General features: G+C 40.9%; 19 protein-coding genes and 2 tRNA genes. 16 read left to right on the top strand and 5 right to left on the bottom strand.

Going from position 1 to position 16,685, the window contains the following annotated elements; all coding sequences use genetic code 11:
* The first annotated feature begins 1 nt into the window (after window position 1).
* Genes pstC through ACTQXY_RS02400 form a run of 6 tightly spaced genes read left to right on the top strand, consistent with a single transcriptional unit; the run spans window position 2 to window position 5,165 of the window.
* Window positions 2-892: a phosphate ABC transporter permease subunit PstC gene (gene pstC / locus ACTQXY_RS02425; RefSeq protein WP_441658132.1), complete on the top strand. Its 891-nt coding sequence runs from the start codon at window positions 2-4 to the stop codon at window positions 890-892.
* A gap of 4 nt (window positions 893-896) precedes the next feature.
* The gene (pstA, locus tag ACTQXY_RS02420; RefSeq protein ID WP_441658188.1) at window positions 897-1,757 is read left to right on the top strand and encodes a phosphate ABC transporter permease PstA; all 861 of its coding nucleotides are present in this window, start codon (window positions 897-899) and stop codon (window positions 1,755-1,757) included.
* Window positions 1,744-2,493, top strand: a complete 750-nt coding sequence (gene pstB / locus ACTQXY_RS02415; protein ID WP_441658131.1) for a phosphate ABC transporter ATP-binding protein PstB — start codon at window positions 1,744-1,746, stop codon at window positions 2,491-2,493. Before pstA ends, pstB begins: the two co-directional genes overlap by 14 nt.
* A 1-nt stretch (window position 2,494) precedes the next feature.
* Entirely contained in the window at window positions 2,495-3,151 is a 657-nt protein-coding gene (gene phoU / locus ACTQXY_RS02410; RefSeq protein WP_441658130.1) for a phosphate signaling complex protein PhoU, read from the top strand.
* A 24-nt stretch (window positions 3,152-3,175) separates the two neighbouring features.
* Window positions 3,176-3,856 (top strand): winged helix-turn-helix domain-containing protein, encoded by a 681-nt coding sequence (locus ACTQXY_RS02405; RefSeq protein ID WP_373206944.1) that lies wholly within the window; start codon window positions 3,176-3,178, stop codon window positions 3,854-3,856.
* Window positions 3,846-5,165, top strand: coding sequence for an ATP-binding protein (locus ACTQXY_RS02400; protein ID WP_441658129.1), 1,320 nt, complete (start codon window positions 3,846-3,848; stop codon window positions 5,163-5,165). The genes ACTQXY_RS02405 and ACTQXY_RS02400 overlap by 11 nt, the downstream gene beginning before the upstream one ends.
* Window positions 5,166-5,212: 47 nt before the next feature.
* Here ACTQXY_RS02400 and rd read toward each other — a convergent pair whose 3' ends face one another.
* Complete coding sequence (gene rd / locus ACTQXY_RS02395) at window positions 5,213-5,371, bottom strand: rubredoxin (RefSeq protein ID WP_004614654.1); 159 nt, start codon at window positions 5,369-5,371, stop codon at window positions 5,213-5,215.
* 192 nt (window positions 5,372-5,563) lie between these two features.
* Between rd and ACTQXY_RS02390 the strand changes: the two genes are divergently transcribed.
* The 5 genes from ACTQXY_RS02390 to ACTQXY_RS02370 all read left to right on the top strand — a co-directional run bounded on the left by ACTQXY_RS02390 (window position 5,564) and on the right by ACTQXY_RS02370 (window position 10,377).
* Window positions 5,564-6,313, top strand: coding sequence for a polysaccharide deacetylase family protein (locus ACTQXY_RS02390; protein ID WP_441658128.1), 750 nt, complete (start codon window positions 5,564-5,566; stop codon window positions 6,311-6,313).
* 133 nt (window positions 6,314-6,446) lie between these two features.
* A complete protein-coding gene (gene glnA, locus ACTQXY_RS02385; protein ID WP_441658127.1) occupies window positions 6,447-7,700 on the top strand; it encodes a type I glutamate--ammonia ligase in 1,254 nt (417 codons plus the stop codon).
* 43 nt (window positions 7,701-7,743) lie between these two features.
* Window positions 7,744-8,292, top strand: coding sequence for an ANTAR domain-containing protein (locus ACTQXY_RS02380; RefSeq protein WP_441658126.1), 549 nt, complete (start codon window positions 7,744-7,746; stop codon window positions 8,290-8,292).
* 20 nt (window positions 8,293-8,312) lie between these two features.
* Window positions 8,313-9,146: a diaminopimelate epimerase gene (gene dapF / locus ACTQXY_RS02375; protein ID WP_441658125.1), complete on the top strand. Its 834-nt coding sequence runs from the start codon at window positions 8,313-8,315 to the stop codon at window positions 9,144-9,146.
* Window positions 9,147-9,162: 16 nt separating this feature from the next.
* Window positions 9,163-10,377 (top strand): LL-diaminopimelate aminotransferase, encoded by a 1,215-nt coding sequence (locus tag ACTQXY_RS02370; protein ID WP_441658124.1) that lies wholly within the window; start codon window positions 9,163-9,165, stop codon window positions 10,375-10,377.
* 47 nt (window positions 10,378-10,424) lie between these two features.
* On the opposite strand, the gene ACTQXY_RS02365 is transcribed toward ACTQXY_RS02370, so the two are convergent.
* The 3 genes from ACTQXY_RS02365 to ACTQXY_RS02355 all read right to left on the bottom strand — a co-directional run bounded on the left by ACTQXY_RS02365 (window position 10,425) and on the right by ACTQXY_RS02355 (window position 12,711).
* Complete coding sequence (locus tag ACTQXY_RS02365) at window positions 10,425-11,108, bottom strand: phosphoribosylaminoimidazolesuccinocarboxamide synthase (RefSeq protein ID WP_004614648.1); 684 nt, start codon at window positions 11,106-11,108, stop codon at window positions 10,425-10,427.
* Between the two features lie 153 nt (window positions 11,109-11,261).
* Complete coding sequence (locus tag ACTQXY_RS02360; RefSeq protein ID WP_441658123.1) at window positions 11,262-12,053, bottom strand: MerR family transcriptional regulator; 792 nt, start codon at window positions 12,051-12,053, stop codon at window positions 11,262-11,264.
* A gap of 16 nt (window positions 12,054-12,069) precedes the next feature.
* Window positions 12,070-12,711, bottom strand: a complete 642-nt coding sequence (locus ACTQXY_RS02355; protein ID WP_441658122.1) for a DUF6198 family protein — start codon at window positions 12,709-12,711, stop codon at window positions 12,070-12,072.
* A gap of 179 nt (window positions 12,712-12,890) precedes the next feature.
* Between ACTQXY_RS02355 and ACTQXY_RS02350 the strand changes: the two genes are divergently transcribed.
* The 5 genes from ACTQXY_RS02350 to ACTQXY_RS02330 all read left to right on the top strand — a co-directional run bounded on the left by ACTQXY_RS02350 (window position 12,891) and on the right by ACTQXY_RS02330 (window position 15,933).
* Window positions 12,891-12,961: transfer RNA gene (locus ACTQXY_RS02350), tRNA-Gln, on the top strand.
* Between the two features lie 10 nt (window positions 12,962-12,971).
* Window positions 12,972-13,045 (top strand) — tRNA-Pro (locus ACTQXY_RS02345).
* Window positions 13,046-13,259: 214 nt separating this feature from the next.
* Window positions 13,260-13,916: a hypothetical protein gene (locus ACTQXY_RS02340; RefSeq protein WP_441658121.1), complete on the top strand. Its 657-nt coding sequence runs from the start codon at window positions 13,260-13,262 to the stop codon at window positions 13,914-13,916.
* Window positions 13,917-13,932: 16 nt separating this feature from the next.
* Window positions 13,933-14,910, top strand: coding sequence for a prolyl oligopeptidase family serine peptidase (locus tag ACTQXY_RS02335; protein WP_441658120.1), 978 nt, complete (start codon window positions 13,933-13,935; stop codon window positions 14,908-14,910).
* Between the two features lie 12 nt (window positions 14,911-14,922).
* Window positions 14,923-15,933, top strand: a complete 1,011-nt coding sequence (locus ACTQXY_RS02330) for a hypothetical protein (protein WP_441658119.1) — start codon at window positions 14,923-14,925, stop codon at window positions 15,931-15,933.
* A gap of 34 nt (window positions 15,934-15,967) precedes the next feature.
* Here ACTQXY_RS02330 and ACTQXY_RS02325 read toward each other — a convergent pair whose 3' ends face one another.
* Entirely contained in the window at window positions 15,968-16,468 is a 501-nt protein-coding gene (locus ACTQXY_RS02325) for a GNAT family N-acetyltransferase (RefSeq protein WP_004614634.1), read from the bottom strand.
* Between the last annotated feature and the right edge of the window lie 217 nt (window positions 16,469-16,685).

Here is a 16,685-nt window from a genome sequence, read left to right as displayed (position 1 = left end):
GATGAAAAAAGCATGGAACGAGAAATTCATGCAGGGAGTGTTCTTCATTGCCGCCTGTGCTTCGGTGCTGGCGGTAGCTCTCATTTGTGTATTTTTATTTGCAAATGGGATTCCTGCGATGAAAGAAATCGGATTTTTACAATTTTTAAGTGGTGAGCGTTGGAGACCTTCCAATGATATCTATGGAATCTTCCCGATGATTGTGGGGAGTATTTATGTGACTGCTGGAGCGATTCTTTTTGGAGTGCCGATTGGAATTTTGACATCGATATTCATGGCGAAATATTGCCCGAAGAAAATTTATCCGGTATTAAAAGGTGCGACAGAGCTTTTAGCGGGAATTCCATCTGTAGTATATGGATTCTTTGGACTGGTTGTGATGGTTCCGATGATTCGAGAGCTTGGTATAACATTGAAGCGTGCGGGAATTGTAAAAGCATCAGGTGATGGAAATAGTATGCTGACAGCTTCCATTTTGCTTGGAATGATGATTTTACCGACAATTATCGGCGTGACAGAGTCTGCAATCAGAAGTGTTCCGAACCAGTATTATGAGGGAGCACTTGCACTTGGAGCAACACATGAGAGAAGCATTTTTGCAGTTGTGCTTCCGGCGGCAAAGTCAGGTGTAGTAGCTGGAATTGTACTTGGAATCGGACGTGCGATTGGAGAGACGATGGCAGTTATCATGGTAGCCGGAAATCAAGCGAGAATGCCAATCAGTATTATGAAGGGTGTGCGTACTATGACGGCAAATATCGTTATGGAAATGGGGTATGCGACTGGATTACATAGAGAGGCGTTGATTGCTACAGCGGTTGTGCTGTTTGTGTTCATTCTGATTATCAATCTCTCTGTATCATTGTTAAATAGGAGGAAACACCGTGAGTAAAAAGATGGGAGAAAAACTGCGTTCTTACAAGAGAACACCGGGATCATTTGTGCTGATGCTCTTGGTTATACTCTCTGCAATTATCACATTTGCAGTATTATTATTTTTAATTGCATATATTTTGATTAATGGAATTCCGCATATCAAACCAGAGTTGTTTGCACTGAAATATACAAGTGAAAATGGTTCTTTGTTTCCGGCATTGATTAACACAATTGTTATGACTTTGTTATCTTTGATTATTGCAGTTCCATTTGGGATTTTCTCAGCAATTTTTCTTGTAGAGTATGCAAAACGTGGAAATAAGTTTGTAGATATTATCCGAATTACGACAGAAACATTGTCTGGAATTCCATCGATTGTATATGGGCTTTTTGGAATGTTGTTTTTTGTGACAACTTTAAAATGGGGATATTCCTTGCTGGCGGGAGCGTTTACATTGGCGATTATGATTCTTCCGCTCATCATGCGTACTACAGAAGAGGCGTTAAAAGCAGTTCCCGACAGTTATCGGGAAGGAAGTTTTGGACTTGGAGCGGGTAAACTTCGAACAGTGTTTCGAATTGTGCTTCCATCGGCGGTGCCTGGAATTTTGGCAGGAGTCATTCTTGCAATTGGAAGAATTGTCGGTGAGACGGCAGCACTTATTTATACAGCCGGAACTGTTGCGGAAATTCCGACTGGAGTGATGGGATCAGGAAGAACGCTGGCGGTTCATATGTACAGTATGTCAAGAGAAGGGCTTCATATGGATCAGGCGTATGCAACAGCAGTAGTACTGCTTGTACTTGTGATCGGAATTAACTGGCTGTCAGGATTTATAGCGAAAAAGATAACGAAAGGAAACGGAAATGGCGAAAATTAGTATCAAAAATCTGGATCTTTATTACAGTGACTTTAAAGCGCTGAAAAACGTGAATTTAGATATAGAGGCAAATAAAATTACGGCGTTTATCGGACCGAGCGGATGTGGTAAATCAACACTCTTAAAATCGTTGAACCGTATGAACGACCTTGTGGAAGGATGTAAGATTGAAGGGGAAATCTTACTGGATAATCAAAATATTTATAAAAGTATGGATGTAAATCTTTTGAGAAAACGTGTTGGAATGGTATTTCAGAAACCAAATCCGTTTCCGATGAGTATTTATGACAACATTGCATTTGGGCCGAGAACACATGGAATTCGCTCCAAGGCAAAACTGGATGATATTGTAGAAAAATCATTGCGAGATGCGGCAATTTGGGAGGAGACAAAGGACAGATTGAAAAAAAGCGCTCTTGGTATGTCTGGTGGACAGCAGCAGAGATTGTGTATTGCGCGTGCGCTGGCGGTACAACCGGAAGTGCTTTTGATGGACGAACCTACGTCAGCTCTTGACCCGATTTCTACCTCGAAGATAGAAGATCTTGCGATGGAATTGAAAAAAGATTATACTATTGTTATGGTTACACATAATATGCAGCAGGCTGTTCGTGTGTCTGATAATACTGCCTTTTTCCTTTTGGGAGAAGTGGTTGAATACAATGAGACAGAGAAATTGTTCTCAATTCCGTCGGATAAGCGGACAGAAGATTATATTACAGGGAGGTTCGGATAGTATGAGAAATAAGTTTGACATGCAGTTAGAAAATTTAAGTACCCAGTTGATTAATATGGGAAGTCTCTGTGAAAAAGCGATTGCAAATGTGGCAAAAGCAATTCAAAAAGGAGACTTAGAGCTTGCGAGACTTGTAATGAAAGAAGATGAAGAAATCGATCAGATAGAAAAAGACATTGAAAGATTATGTCTGAAACTTTTGTTGCAGCAGCAGCCCGTAGCTCGTGACCTGCGTCAGATTTCCGCAGCCTTAAAGATGATCACGGATATGGAGCGTATCGGGGATCAGACTTCTGATATTGCAGATATTATTATCGCAGCAGGCATGTCTGAGGCAAGGGAGATCCCTGTTATTGGAAAGATGGCGGAAGCTACAAGTAAGATGGTGAATGACAGTGTCCTTGCATATGTGAATAAAGATTTGGAACTTGCGAGAAAAGTAATGCTTGCAGATGATGAGGTAGATAAATTATTTGACCAGACAAAGCAAAAACTGGTAAAATTAATTGCTGAGGATCATGGAAATCAGGGAGAAAAAGCAATCGATCTGATTATGATCACAAAATATTTGGAGCGTATCGGAGACCATGCGACAAATATTGCGGAATGGGTAGAATTTTCTATCACAGGTGTACACAAAGGAATGGCAGCTGTATAGGAAAAGATAAAGGAGAATCAAGGGATGATATATTGTGTAGAAGACGATGGGAATATTCGGGAACTGGTAGTATACACATTGAACACGACGGGGATGGAAGCCCGTGGGTTTGAAGATGGAAAATCCTTTATGGAAGCTTTGGCGTTTGAGACGCCAGAGCTTATTTTGCTTGATATCATGCTTCCGGGTGAAGATGGACTATCATTGTTAAAGAAACTTAAGAATTCGGCAAAGACAAAGGAAATACCGGTCATTATGGTGACAGCAAAAGGGGCGGAGTATGACAAAGTAGTAGGTCTTGATGGTGGAGCGGATGACTATGTGACAAAACCGTTTGGAATGATGGAGTTGGTATCACGAATCAAGGCAGTGCTTCGAAGAACAAAAAAAGAGAAGGAAGAGGGACAGTATTCTGTCGGCAGCCTTTCCATGGATTTGAAAAAGCATGTAGTGTTTGTGGATGGAAAACAGGTGACTCTTACGTTGAAAGAATTTGAACTGCTCGGTCGCCTTGTGCAGAACCAGAATATTGTGTTGACGAGAGACCGTTTATTAGAGGAAGTATGGGGATATGATTTTGACGGAGAGACACGTACAGTGGATGTTCATGTGCGAACACTCAGACAGAAACTTGGAAGCGCCGGTGATATGATTCAGACTGTGCGGGGAGTCGGCTACAGATTAGGTGAGATCAATGAGAGCTAAAATACAAAAAAGTATGCTTTTAGTACTTTGCATTACACTTCTTATAACCTTTTCGCTTTTGATTGCGGCTACGTATTTCCAGTCTTTGAATAATATGAAAGAAGAGCTAAAGCAGGAGGCAGTATATATTCAGACGGCAATCAACATATCCGGGACAAAGTATCTGGAAGATATGGATGCGGCACAGGTGAAGACGAGGCTGACAGTGATTGATGAGAATGGCACTGTTTTATATGATTCAAAAGAAGATGATTTCACATTTGAAAATCACAAAGAGAGAAAAGAAGTCAAGGATGCATTTGCAAATGGTTGGGGGGAAGATTTGAGAAGGTCGAACACCTTAGGAGAGCAGACATATTACTACGCACTGACCTTGAATGATGGAAATATCCTGCGAGTTGCAAAAACAGTAGATAATGTGCAGCCGGCAATTATGGATATGCTGCCTTATATGGCGGTAATTGCGGTTGGAATGTTTTGCTTTGCCTATTTTCTTGCAAAATGGCAGACGTCGAGATTGATACGCCCAATTAATAATCTGAATTTGGAAGAACCGCTTGAGAACAATGTATATGAAGAATTGAAACCATTGTTGCTAAGTATTGACAAACAGAACAAAGAAAAAGAGGCTGTGGCAAACATGCGAAAGGAATTTTCTGCAAATGTTTCTCATGAATTGAAGACACCGCTTACTTCTATTTCTGGATATGCTGAGATTATGAAGAGCGGACTTGTGAAACCGGATGACATGATTGGATTTTCTGAGCGGATATATAATGAGGCAAGTCGTCTGATTACCTTGATTGAAGATATTATTAAGTTGTCTAAGTTGGATGAGGGGAATGTGGAAATCGAACAGGAGGATGTGGATTTATTCGGATTAGCGCGGGAAATTTGCAGCAGATTGGCACCGCAGGCAGAGAAGAAGAAAGTTCATCTGGAAGTGATTGGAGAAACGGTGATTTATCATGGTGTAAAAAGAATTTTGGATGAGATGATCTACAACGTCTGTGAAAATGCGATCAAGTATAATGTGTCAGGCGGTGAAGTGAAAATCTGGGCGGGCAATACACTCAAAGGACCGAAAGTGATTGTTCAGGATACCGGGATTGGAATACCGGAAGACCAGAAAGAACGTATTTTCGAGCGCTTTTACCGTGTGGATAAAAGTCATTCAAAAGAGACCGGAGGAACTGGGCTTGGACTTTCGATTGTGAAGCACGGTGCGATTTTGCACAATGCAGAGATTACAGTGAACAGTAAAGTTGGAGAAGGAACAAGAATGGAGATTTTGTTTGAGCGTAAATAATAAAAAATAGAATGTGCGGATGTTGCACATTCTATTTTTATGAAAGATTAAGCTTCTACAAATACTTCTTTACCCATTCCGCAGATTGGACATACCCAATCTTCCGGGATATCTTCAAAAGCTGTTCCAGGAGCGATTCCGTTATCTGGATCACCAACTTCTGGATCGTATTCATAGCCACATGGTTCACAAATATATTTCTTCATAGTAATACCTCCTTATAAATAACATGATAGATCAGTTACTATCATAATCTTTTTGACAAAATTTATTCTAGCAGAATTTTTGGTAAATGTCTAGATAAAAATAGTAATCTTTCCTATTTTGTGCAATTTGCATAGATGTTATGTCTGAAAAGTTTGTGCATATATTAATAAAAAGAGAGAGTGGGTGTTTGGATGAAGAGAAAAAATCTGATGTCTGTATTGGTTTGCTTGTTTATTCTAGGAACGTGTGTGGGTGCGGTGAGAGAAATATCTGTAAGCAACACAGTCAACGGCAGAGAATTGCCGATTTATTCTGTAGAGACAGAAGCAAAGCGGGTGGCGCTTTCCTTTGATGCAACATGGGGAAATGAATATATGAAGCAGATTTTGGATGTGCTGGATAAATATGATGTGAAGGCAACGTTTTTTCTTACAGGAAACTGGGTAGGGAAATATCCGGAAGATGTAAAACAGATTCAGCTTGCAGGGCACGATATCGGAAATCATAGTGAGAATCACAAATCGATGAGCCAGCTCTCAAAGGAAGCTTGCAAAGAAGAGATTGTATCTGTACACGAAAAAGTAAAAGCCTTGACTGGGATGGAGATGAAACTGTTTCGAGTTCCTTATGGAGATTATGATGATCAAGTGATCAAGACAGCAAAAGCTTGTGGATACGAAGTGATACAGTGGTCGATTGATTCTCAGGATTGGAAGGATTATGGGAAGGAGAGCATTGTAAAAACTATTTTAGAAAATAAAGAATTAAAAGGCGGGGCGATTATTTTGCTGCATAGTGGAGCAAAATATACAAAAGATGCTTTGGAATCTGTGATTTTGGGGCTTCGAGAACAAGGATATGAATTGGTTCCGGTGTCAGAACTGATTTATAAAGAAAATTATCATTTGGATGTGACCGGAAGACAGATAAAAAATAAATGAGAAATTAAGACTGATAAAATCATTTTAGAAGTAATTGACAAACGTAAAGCAGGTAGATATAATTATAAGAAACAAGGGCGTTTTCCGTGGAGTGAGAACGTCCATTTTTATTTCATGATTTGGAGGGATATCAGTGAGAAACTATACAAGAAGAGACATATACAGACTTGTAGAAGAAGAGGATGTCGGCTTTATCCGGCTTCAATTTACAGATATATATGGAATGATGAAAAATATAGCAATCACGACAAACCAGCTGGAAAAAGCGCTGGATAACCGATGTGTGTTTGACGGTTCTTCCATCGAGGGATTTGCAAAGGATGAGGACTCGGATATGTATCTGTATCCGGATTTGAATACATTTGAGATTTTTCCGTGGAGACCACAGCAGGGAAAGGTTGCGAGACTCATTTGTGATGTGTATCGTCAGGACGGAACCCCTTTTGAGAATGATCCGCGGCATATTCTAAAAAAGACGGTTGAGAAAGCAAAATCTATGGGATATCAACTACAAGTAAGCCCGAAGTGTGAGTTCTTTTTGTTCCATACAGATGATCATGGACTCCCGACAACCGTATCCCATGAAAATGCAGGATATTTTGATTTGGGACCTCTGGATTTCGGGGAGAATGCAAGACGTGATATGGTCCTGACATTGGAGGATATGGGATTTGAGATCGAGACTTCTCATCATGAAGCGGCTGCGGCACAACATGAGATTGATTTCCGATATGATGAGACATTGGCTGCCGCCGATAAGATGATGACATTTAAACTTGTGGTAAAGACGATTGCAAAACGGCACGGACTGCATGCAACATTTATGCCGAAACCAAAATCAGGAGAAAATGGTTCGGGTATGCATCTGAATATGTCTCTGACAAAAGACGGAGTGAATCTGTTCGCCGATGAGAACGGTGAGAATGGACTGAGTCAGGAAGCAAGTTATTTCATCGGAGGAATTATGAAACATATTCAGGCGATTACACTGATCACCAATCCGATTGTAAATTCTTATAAAAGACTCGTGACAAGAAGAAAACCGGTATTTCGGATTCCGGCAGAACGCGGGGAGAAAACGAGAGTTGAGTTGCGAAGTCCAGATCCATCTGCCAATCCATATCTCGCATTTGCAGTGTGTCTCGCGGCTGGATTAGAAGGAATTGAAAAGAAGATCCTTCCGCCGGAACACATGGAAAAATATAATGAGTTACTTCCGGGAAGTCTCCTGGAAGCAGTCAGAGCTTTTGAAGAGGATACATTTGTTCAAAATGTTTTGGGAGAAGATCTATCAGCCAAATATGTGATGGCAAAGAAAAATGAATACCAGCAGTTTCGAGAGTATGTGACAGGCTGGGAACTGGAAAAATATTTGCACAAGATTTGAGTCTTTCTGTAATGAATAACCCGTTGAGCCGAAGGAGGTAAGTATGAGTAAAATTATTGTTGTGTTTCCCAAAAAGGATACAGCAACGAATATTCGTAATATCTTAGTGCGAAATGGTCTGGCAGTTACAGGAATCGGGACGACAGGAGCCCAGGCAATACAAAGTGCGGAGACGTTGGATGAAGGAATTGTGATTTGCGGTTATAAGATGCTGGATATGATGTATACGGAATTGCGGGAATATCTGCCGGATACATTTGAGATGCTCGTGATCGCATCTCCGGATAAATGGGGAGATGGGATTGTAAACGGCGTGGTAGGACTTACGATGCCGCTGAAGGTGCACGATTTGCTCAGCACGCTGAATATGATGCTGCAGGCGATAGAACGGCGGAGAAAGAAGAGGAATGTGAAGCCGAAAGCCCGCAGCGAGAAAGAACAGGCGTTACTGAGAGAAGCGAAAGTATTACTGATGAACCGTAACAACATGACTGAGGACGAGGCTCATCATTATTTGCAAAGATGTAGTATGGACAGTGGAACAAATATGGTAGAGACGGCACAGATGGTACTAAGTGTTATGTCAGGATAAGAGAGTTTAGGAGAAATGAAATGAAATTTACGAAAATGCAAGGTTTGGGAAACGATTACGTATATGTGAATTGTTTTAAAGAGACTATTGAAAATCCGCCAGAGATGGCGAAAAAGGTAAGCAACCGGAATTTTGGAATCGGTTCAGACGGATTGATCATGATTAATCCGTCCGATGTGGCTGATTTTGAGATGGAGATGTACAACGCGGATGGTTCGAGAAGTGAGATGTGTGGGAACGGAATCCGCTGTGTTGGAAAGTATGTGTATGATTACGGTCTGACAGAGAAAGAGCATATCTCTGTTGAGACACTTGCCGGAATCAAATACTTAGATTTGACAGTGGAAGATGGAAAAGTGAAACTTGTAAAAGTAGATATGGGAAGTCCGAAGCTTGTGCCGGCAAATATTCCGATTGTGGCGGATGGGGACCGTGTGATTGATGAGCCTATCAATGTGAATGGAATTGAGTACCGTATGACCGGAGTCTCAATGGGAAATCCTCATGCGGTCGTCTATGTAGAAGATGTGAAAGGACTTGATATTGAGACAATCGGTCCGGCATTTGAGAATCATGAGCGTTTTCCGAATCGTGTGAATACAGAATTTGTGAAAGTGCTTGATCGAAATACAGTTGAGATGCGTGTGTGGGAACGTGGATCGGGAGAGACGATGGCCTGCGGTACGGGAGCGTGTGCAGTCGCAGTCGCATGTATTCTAAATGGACTTACAGAAGATAAAGTGACAGTAAAATTACTTGGAGGGGATTTACAAATCGAATGGGATAAAGAGGCGGACAAGGTATATATGACCGGTCCGGCTGAAGTTTCATTTGACGGAGAAATAAACCTATAAACGGAGGGAAAAGAATATGTTTAAAATAAATGACAACTATTTGAAACTGCCGGGAAGCTATCTGTTTTCGACAATTGCAAAGAAAGTGGCTGCCTATACACAGGCAAATCCGCAACAGTCAATCATCCGACTTGGAATCGGCGATGTGACACAACCGCTTGCGCCTGCGATCATTGACGCGCTTCATACGGCGGTAGACGAGATGGGAGTGTCGGAGACATTTCATGGCTATGCGCCGGATTTGGGATATGAATTTTTAAGAAGTGCAATCGCAAAAAATGACTATGTCCAAAGAGGCTGCGACATCTCAGCGGACGAGATTTTTATTTCGGATGGTGCAAAATGTGATTCCGGAAATATTCAGGAGATTTTCAGCAAAGACAATAAAATTGCAGTATGTGATCCGGTTTACCCTGTGTATGTGGATACGAATGTCATGGCAGGGCGCACCGGAGTGTATGATGCAAAGACAGAGATGTGGAGCGATGTGATCTATATGCCATGTACTGCTGAAAATGGATTTGCACCGGAACTGCCAAAGGAGACACCGGATATTATCTATCTTTGTTTCCCGAATAACCCTACAGGTTCTACGATTACAAAAGAACAACTGCAGGTGTGGGTTGATTATGCGAATAAAGTCGGAGCTGTCATCATATATGATGCGGCGTATGAGGCATACATTTCAGAAGAAGATGTGCCGCACAGTATCTATGAATGTGATGGGGCGAGAACTTGCGCAATCGAACTTCGCAGTTTTTCAAAAAATGCCGGATTTACGGGTGTCCGTCTTGGATTTACAGTCATTCCAAAAGAGTTGAAATGTGGAGATGTGACACTGCATTCACTGTGGGCGAGACGTCATGGCACAAAGTACAATGGGGCGCCGTATATTGTTCAGCGAGCAGGAGAAGCTGTGTATTCAGAGGTTGGAAAAGCGCAGCTGAAAGAACAGGTAGCGTATTATATGAAAAATGCAAAGACGATTTCGAATGGTCTGAAGGAAGCGGGTTACACTGTATCAGGTGGAATCAATGCACCATATATCTGGCTGAAAACACCTGATCAGATGACTTCATGGGAGTTCTTTGATTATCTGTTAGAGAATGCAGGAATTGTTGGAACACCTGGTTCTGGATTTGGCCCGAGCGGGGAAGGGTATTTCCGACTGACAGCGTTTGGAACATATGAAAATACAGTTGCAGCGATCGAGCGGATTCAGAAATTGTAATAAAACAAAGGAACGTGGGAAAATTTCTCACGTTCCTTAAAAAAGAATTATCTATTTAAAATTAATTTTGTCAATTCAACTGGCTCTACAATTTTTCCGTCTTTGTATACGCGCATGTTACCAGAAGCGATCTCATCGATTAGGATTACTTCGTCGTTGTTGTAACCAAATTCGAATTTGATATCCCATAAATCAAGACCGATTGATTTTAAATCATCAGCAACGATCTTTGTAATCTTTAATGTCTGTTCTTTCATGCTTTCGAACATCTCAGGTGTCATGATTCCCAAAGCTGCAAGACCTTCACTTGTAACAAGTGGATCGCCAAGAGCGTCATTTTTGAATGTACATTCTACATATCCACCGTCTAATACAGTCCCGTCTTCCATGTACTCTCCGTATCTGCGAATGAAGCTTCCTGTTGCAACAAGGCGGCAGATTACTTCAAGTCCGTGTCCGAATACAGTTGCTGGAAGTACTTCCATAGTAGCTTCTTCTACATTCGCACTTACATAGTGTGTTTTGATTCCGGCTTCTTTTAATAATTCAAAATAATGAACAGAAGTCTCTAAGTTTGCTTTTCCGATTCCTTCGATTGTTAAACCAACAGCATTTTCGCCTGGATCAAATACTCCGTCTTTTCCAGTACAGTCGTCTTTAAATTTTAATAATACATTTCCGTTGTCAAGGCTAAATACGTCTTTTGTTTTTCCTTCATAAATCTTTTTCATCTTAAAATATCCTTTCTGTGTTTGAATTAAGGGCTAGAATAAAAACCTTACCTTTATTTTTTATCACAAAATTGGAATTTGTACAATTTATTTTTTGTAAAGATTTCAAAAAAAGTGATTTTGTATAAAAAAATAAAAAAAACAGATTAAAAATTAGATACATCGTATCTGCAATTGTATGATGTGTTCATTTGCATCTTCTGACTGATGGATGTCAACCCAAAGAATTTCAAGAACAGGATCGACAGGTGTCAATCCGTTTTGGGATGCGTAGTCAAGCATTTTGGGTATGTATTTGGCGTTTTGGTTGCAGCTTCCCTGATAGCAAAGTGAAAGATAATTACCGGCGGGAAGTGTGTCGTTTCCGTGCTCATCAATGATAAATACAGCCTGATAACCCTGAAAATACCGTTTACGCACATCGTTTAAAGCAAGAAGAGAGCCAATCCGATTATTTCCGATGATATAAAGATTATGTTCATCTTTATTTAGCAGCTGCTTGATCAGAACGTCCATCTCCTCATCTGTCTGGTAGCCGGACTGTATCATATGGCAATGTCTCGTATGGTGATAAGTCTGCTCTATGATGCCAAGAGGATGGCGCCTGACGTCTTTTAAAGTCTGAAGACGATTTTGAACATTTTCTCTCAGCGCATATAATTCTTCCAGTTTGTTATCGATTGCAGACAATTCCTGTTCAAACAGAGATTCGGTAGAGGTAATGCTGCGGTTATTCAGATAGTCTTTAATCTGTTCCATTGAAAAATCCAGATTTCGCAGGTCACGAATGACATTCAGACGCCAAATATCATGAAGGCTATATAGCCGATAATCATTTTCGCTGCGCTTGGGAGTCAAAATCCCAAGTTTTTCATAATAACGCAAAGAATCCGTTCCAATGTGATAAAGTTTTGCGATTTCCCCAATTTTAAAATATTTTTTCATAATGCATATCTCCTATTTATTCGCTGGCAGGTACAGAAGTTTCGTCTAAATTGAAATTTTGGACAAAATCAATCAATAGTGACGATACCATAACAGTTATTACAGAAAAAATGATTCGTTCAAAAGGAATGTAAGACAAAGACAATCCAAGTACCAGAAAATCCGTAAACAGATAGGCTCTGGAAAGGCGCCAACGCGTCACTTTGGAAATTGTGAGTGCCAGCGCGTCATCACCACCACTTGAGCCGCCTTGCCGAACGATCAGACCAACTCCGATTCCGACAAAAATACCTCCAAGCAAAGCGCAGGCAAGTGGATAAGGTGTCAGATCCGGAATGACCGGAGGGAATAATTCCCAAATTTCAAAAAACAAAGAGACGCTGAGCGTAGAGACAATGGAAATCTTGATAAATCTACCGCCCAAATATTTGAAGGCAAGCAGATAGCAGGAAATATCCAGTATCGGAGTGATAACAGAAGGAGAGATGCCAAACCAGTGATTGATAAGCAGCATCATGCCAAGCACGCCTCCTTCGGTAATTCCTGTCTGTTGATGAATATTGTAAATTCCAAAAGAACAAATGGCAGCGCCAAGTACGATCCATGTGATCTTTTTAAGAGTAAATCCGTCTGTGAACCGTTCCCAAATCGTTTTCATTATGAAGTACCTCCTAGATTTGATAATCAAATGGTAAACCTTAGTATAATGCCAAGGTCAAGGGATTTCTAGTGCGAATTGTAAGAAAAAACAAAAAAATAAAAAAAATTTAAAAAAGTGCTTGCAATTTTTTGAAATATATGTATAATAATATTTGTTCGCAAGAGAAAACAGAACATTGCGGAATGGTGTAATGGTAGCACAGCAGACTCTGACTCTGTTAGTAGGGGTTCGAATCCCTTTTCCGTAGTTACAAAAAACGGAGTGTGGCTCAGCTTGGTAGAGCGCTACGTTCGGGACGTAGAGGTCGCGTGTTCGAATCACGTCACTCCGATTTTTTATTGGAAATTCGTATATTGTTTAGCGATAAGCTTTGAGATGAGATGACAGAGATTGTGTTGTTTTATCTGAAAGCTTATTTTTGTTGCATAGGAAATCTTTAGTGCTTATTTGAGTAGAATACTATTGCTTAAATGCGGAAAAAAAGTTACTATATTTACTATAAGAAAATAGGAAAAGAGAATATAGAAAAGAAAGAGAGAACGCGCATGAAAAAAGTAGAAAAAAGAAACTTTCAAAGTGTAAAAACGAAGCCGGGGTATGTCCGTACGGCGCTGCCTTTATTGTTATTGGTTGTTTTTGCGATTATGGGATTGGTAATCGTGGAGATGATTATGGAAAAAGATTCTTACAAACCAGGAAAGATTACGGGTACTCATTACGAAAGTGAGCTGCTGGGTATTTCTTTTGACGCGCCGGAAGGATTTGAGATGTCTTCTCAGGATCAGATTGATGAGCAATTGAAATCAAGTGTTTCTTTTGCTAATGTAATGAAAAGTACAAGTGGAAGACGCATGGAGATGGCAGCGATCTCGGAAAAAGGAACATCTGTCAGTGTGATTACATGGAACATGGAAGGTGACGATATGTCGGCAGAACAATATGTGGAGTCCAGTAAAAAGACAGTTATGCAGCAATATGAGACGAAAGTAAAATTTACAAATGATGGAGAGATATTTTCAAAAAAAATTGCAGGTGAGACATACGAGTGTCTGAAACTTGATTTTACATCGGATGACACAAAGCGATGCAGTGAGTCGTATGTTCGTATGGTAGATGGATATGCGGTGCTGATCGGTATTGCGTATGGACCTGAGAATACAGCGGAGCGAGATGCTGTTTTAGATGCTGTAAAAGCATTGTAAAAAGAGAGGGGAAAAGATGTTTGGAGAAGTGATCAGACTATGGGAAAACGGAGAATATTCGTATCCGCTTGCATGTGGATTTGTACCGAATCTGGTGAGTTATATTCATGAAGATGAAAAGGTCAGACCTTGCATGATCATCGTTCCGGGCGGGGGGTATCGATTTGTCTCACAGCGGGAAGGTGAGATTGTGGCAAGAGCGTTTTATGATAAGGGATATAACACGTTTGTGCTGACGTATACGACCGATTTGACGATGACAGAACCGTTAAAGGAGCAGCCGATGAAAGATTTGGCGCGTGCTATCCGCAAGATCAGGCAGGGAGCGGAACGATATCAGATAGATCCAGAAAAAGTTATTTTGTGTGGATTTTCGGCAGGTGGTCATCTTTGCGCAAGCGTGTGCGTACACTATGAAGAGATTCAGGATGAGAACAGAGTGTATAAACATTTCTCGTGCAGACCGGACGCGGTAATTTTATCTTATCCGGTTATTACTTCCGGAGTATATGCGCATAGAGGTTCGTTTGAAGCGCTATACGGAAAAGAGCCTTCTGAAAAAGAGATGGAATATATGTCGCCGGAAAAACATGTGACAGAGAAAATGCCGCCTTGCTTTGTGTGGCACACGGTAGATGATCAGACCGTGCCGGTGGAGAACAGCCACTTGTTTGCAAGAGCTTGTAAAGATCAGGGCGTTTTGTATGCGTTCCACATATTTTCACACGGAAAGCATGGCTTGTCACTTGCCAATGAACAGTGGGCGAGCAGAGAATGCGGAGGCGCATATACAAAAGAGCAGATGCAGCTTTTGGTAAAAAGCATCGAAAATGGAACGATTACATTGCCGAAAGAGGCAGAAGAAAAAGTTTATGAAGAAGTCACAAAGGTTCGACCGAAAGATGAACCGAATGAAGAGGTGTCTATCTGGCCGGAGCTTGCCGACCGTTGGGTGAAAGCAATTTTGGTAAACGTTAAGAGGAATGTCCGATAAAGGAGGAGCCTAATGAGAAGACGAAGATGTAGCTTATGCGGAGGAAAACTGGTAAACAATAAATGCGTGGAGTGTGGTCTGGACAATTCAAAAAGTGATGCATCTTACAGAGTGAATGAAAGCAGATGCACTCATAAGCCTTTGACGCATGTACATCATGAGGCGGAGACAGTTTCGAAAGTCCATACTGTGGAGAAGGAGCCGGCAAAACAATTTCAGAAAGGCAAACATACGGTTAAGATTTTTGTTGTCATAGGGATTTTGATATTTGTGATCAATGGATTTGTCCAAATTGCTCAAAAGATACAAATGAGCAGTTGGAAAGAAGAATCTGTGGCGGAATATGATCCATATAAGTATTTGGAGAAGACGCTGCCTGAGACAGGAGAGCGCTTTGAGGAGACCTACACGGGAGGAGAATATATTGTCGGGCTGCATATTCCGGAGGGTCAGTACAGGGTAGAATTGTTATCAGGAAGTGGAAGCGTTGATTTGGAAGACAGTGAAAACCATGTGTACTATTCTGAATTTTTGGCAGATGCACAAGAGGAAGGTGTGGAAAGAGAGATAGAAGATTTTCGTTTGTTTGCAGGGGCGAAAGTAGATATAGATTCACAGTTGGAAGTAAAATTCATCTCTGAGAATGCACAGGTGCAAGGAATGAAATCGGGAATGGAAAATCCTTTGACAGAAAGCGTGGAGATCAAAGAGGATGCGGTTGCGGGGAAAGATTTTCCGGCGGGAGTTTATGATGTCACGTTTCGGCGTCCTGATGAAGAGGAGTATGGAATGGGATATATGAAATACATTGTGCCGGGTACCATTCGCGAAGAGGATATTGAAGAGTATGAAATAAGCACAGGAAGTGTGCTGCTTGGAGAACCGGGGGAAATTTACCACAACGTGGTGCTGCCGGAAGGAACGACCGTGACGGTGGAAGAAGGAATTATCATTCTCACACCGAGTGAGAAAATTGAATCGGAAGATTATGGGGCATATTATGCAGATCAGTATGTAGAATAGTATCAGGGCAGAGTGTAATCACTCTGCCCTGATACTATTCTACTTTATATTCTAAGATATAGTCGTCCATCACATAACCTTGTCCGATATCGGTTACTTCGGTTCTCACTTTTTGAAATCCGAGATGTTCGTAGACCGCAAGTGTGCTCTCATTAAAACGATTGCAGGTAAGCCAAATCTTATTCAGATTTCTCATCTTGCAGATCTCGATAAATTTCCGGAACATATAAGAAGCGATTTTTTTGCCGCGAAAATCTTTATGTACATAGAGCTTGCTTAAAAACAGGCTGCCATTTTCTTCGTGAATGCCGGCAAATCCAGCAAATGTGTACTCGTATGAAAATAAAAAATATTCATAATCATGATTAATCTGGTCTGCCAAAGCCTCCGGTGAAAGAAATTTTTCGAGCATATAATCAATCTGTTCTGTTGAAAGAATCGATGAGAAGTGTTCATGCCAGATTTCATCTGCAAGTGCGGAAACAGAAAAAATAAGCTCTTCATTTGTGACGGGAATAATTCTTAAACCATCCAAGATAGTAATCCTCCTTTGTTTGAGTGTTGCTGTTCACAGTAACACGTGATTAAGTTTTATTGTAAAGGGAGAAAGAGTCGTATGTCAATGGTAACAATTTATGCTACACGACAAACGCATGAATGATCCTCTTTTTCTGACTTTGCCTGCTGTCTCTTTTTTAAGAATTTAACACTTCTTCTAAATGCTTCATTGGGCGCAATCCAATTACATACCG

The organism is Faecalimonas sp. LCP19S3_D12, from assembly GCF_052121495.1.
Classification (GTDB): domain Bacteria; phylum Bacillota; class Clostridia; order Lachnospirales; family Lachnospiraceae; genus Faecalimonas.
The sequence above is the reverse complement of the archived record's forward strand: the minus strand, read 5'-3'. Positions and strand labels throughout refer to the sequence as shown.

Coding starts and splice junctions, on each gene's coding strand:
- ACTQXY_RS02365 (WP_004614648.1), bottom strand. CDS start 11,108: ATGAAAAAGATTTATGAAGGAAAAACAAAAGACGTATTTAGCCTTGAC.
- ACTQXY_RS02405 (WP_373206944.1), top strand. CDS start 3,176: ATGATATATTGTGTAGAAGACGATGGGAATATTCGGGAACTGGTAGTA.
- ACTQXY_RS02380 (WP_441658126.1), top strand. CDS start 7,744: ATGAGTAAAATTATTGTTGTGTTTCCCAAAAAGGATACAGCAACGAAT.
- ACTQXY_RS02370 (WP_441658124.1), top strand. CDS start 9,163: ATGTTTAAAATAAATGACAACTATTTGAAACTGCCGGGAAGCTATCTG.
- pstA (WP_441658188.1), top strand. CDS start 897: ATGGGAGAAAAACTGCGTTCTTACAAGAGAACACCGGGATCATTTGTG.
- ACTQXY_RS02355 (WP_441658122.1), bottom strand. CDS start 12,711: ATGAAAACGATTTGGGAACGGTTCACAGACGGATTTACTCTTAAAAAG.
- ACTQXY_RS02340 (WP_441658121.1), top strand. CDS start 13,260: ATGAAAAAAGTAGAAAAAAGAAACTTTCAAAGTGTAAAAACGAAGCCG.
- ACTQXY_RS02400 (WP_441658129.1), top strand. CDS start 3,846: ATGAGAGCTAAAATACAAAAAAGTATGCTTTTAGTACTTTGCATTACA.
- rd (WP_004614654.1), bottom strand. CDS start 5,371: ATGAAGAAATATATTTGTGAACCATGTGGCTATGAATACGATCCAGAA.
- pstC (WP_441658132.1), top strand. CDS start 2: ATGAAAAAAGCATGGAACGAGAAATTCATGCAGGGAGTGTTCTTCATT.
- pstB (WP_441658131.1), top strand. CDS start 1,744: ATGGCGAAAATTAGTATCAAAAATCTGGATCTTTATTACAGTGACTTT.
- dapF (WP_441658125.1), top strand. CDS start 8,313: ATGAAATTTACGAAAATGCAAGGTTTGGGAAACGATTACGTATATGTG.
- ACTQXY_RS02360 (WP_441658123.1), bottom strand. CDS start 12,053: ATGAAAAAATATTTTAAAATTGGGGAAATCGCAAAACTTTATCACATT.
- ACTQXY_RS02390 (WP_441658128.1), top strand. CDS start 5,564: ATGAAGAGAAAAAATCTGATGTCTGTATTGGTTTGCTTGTTTATTCTA.
- phoU (WP_441658130.1), top strand. CDS start 2,495: ATGAGAAATAAGTTTGACATGCAGTTAGAAAATTTAAGTACCCAGTTG.
- ACTQXY_RS02330 (WP_441658119.1), top strand. CDS start 14,923: ATGAGAAGACGAAGATGTAGCTTATGCGGAGGAAAACTGGTAAACAAT.
- ACTQXY_RS02335 (WP_441658120.1), top strand. CDS start 13,933: ATGTTTGGAGAAGTGATCAGACTATGGGAAAACGGAGAATATTCGTAT.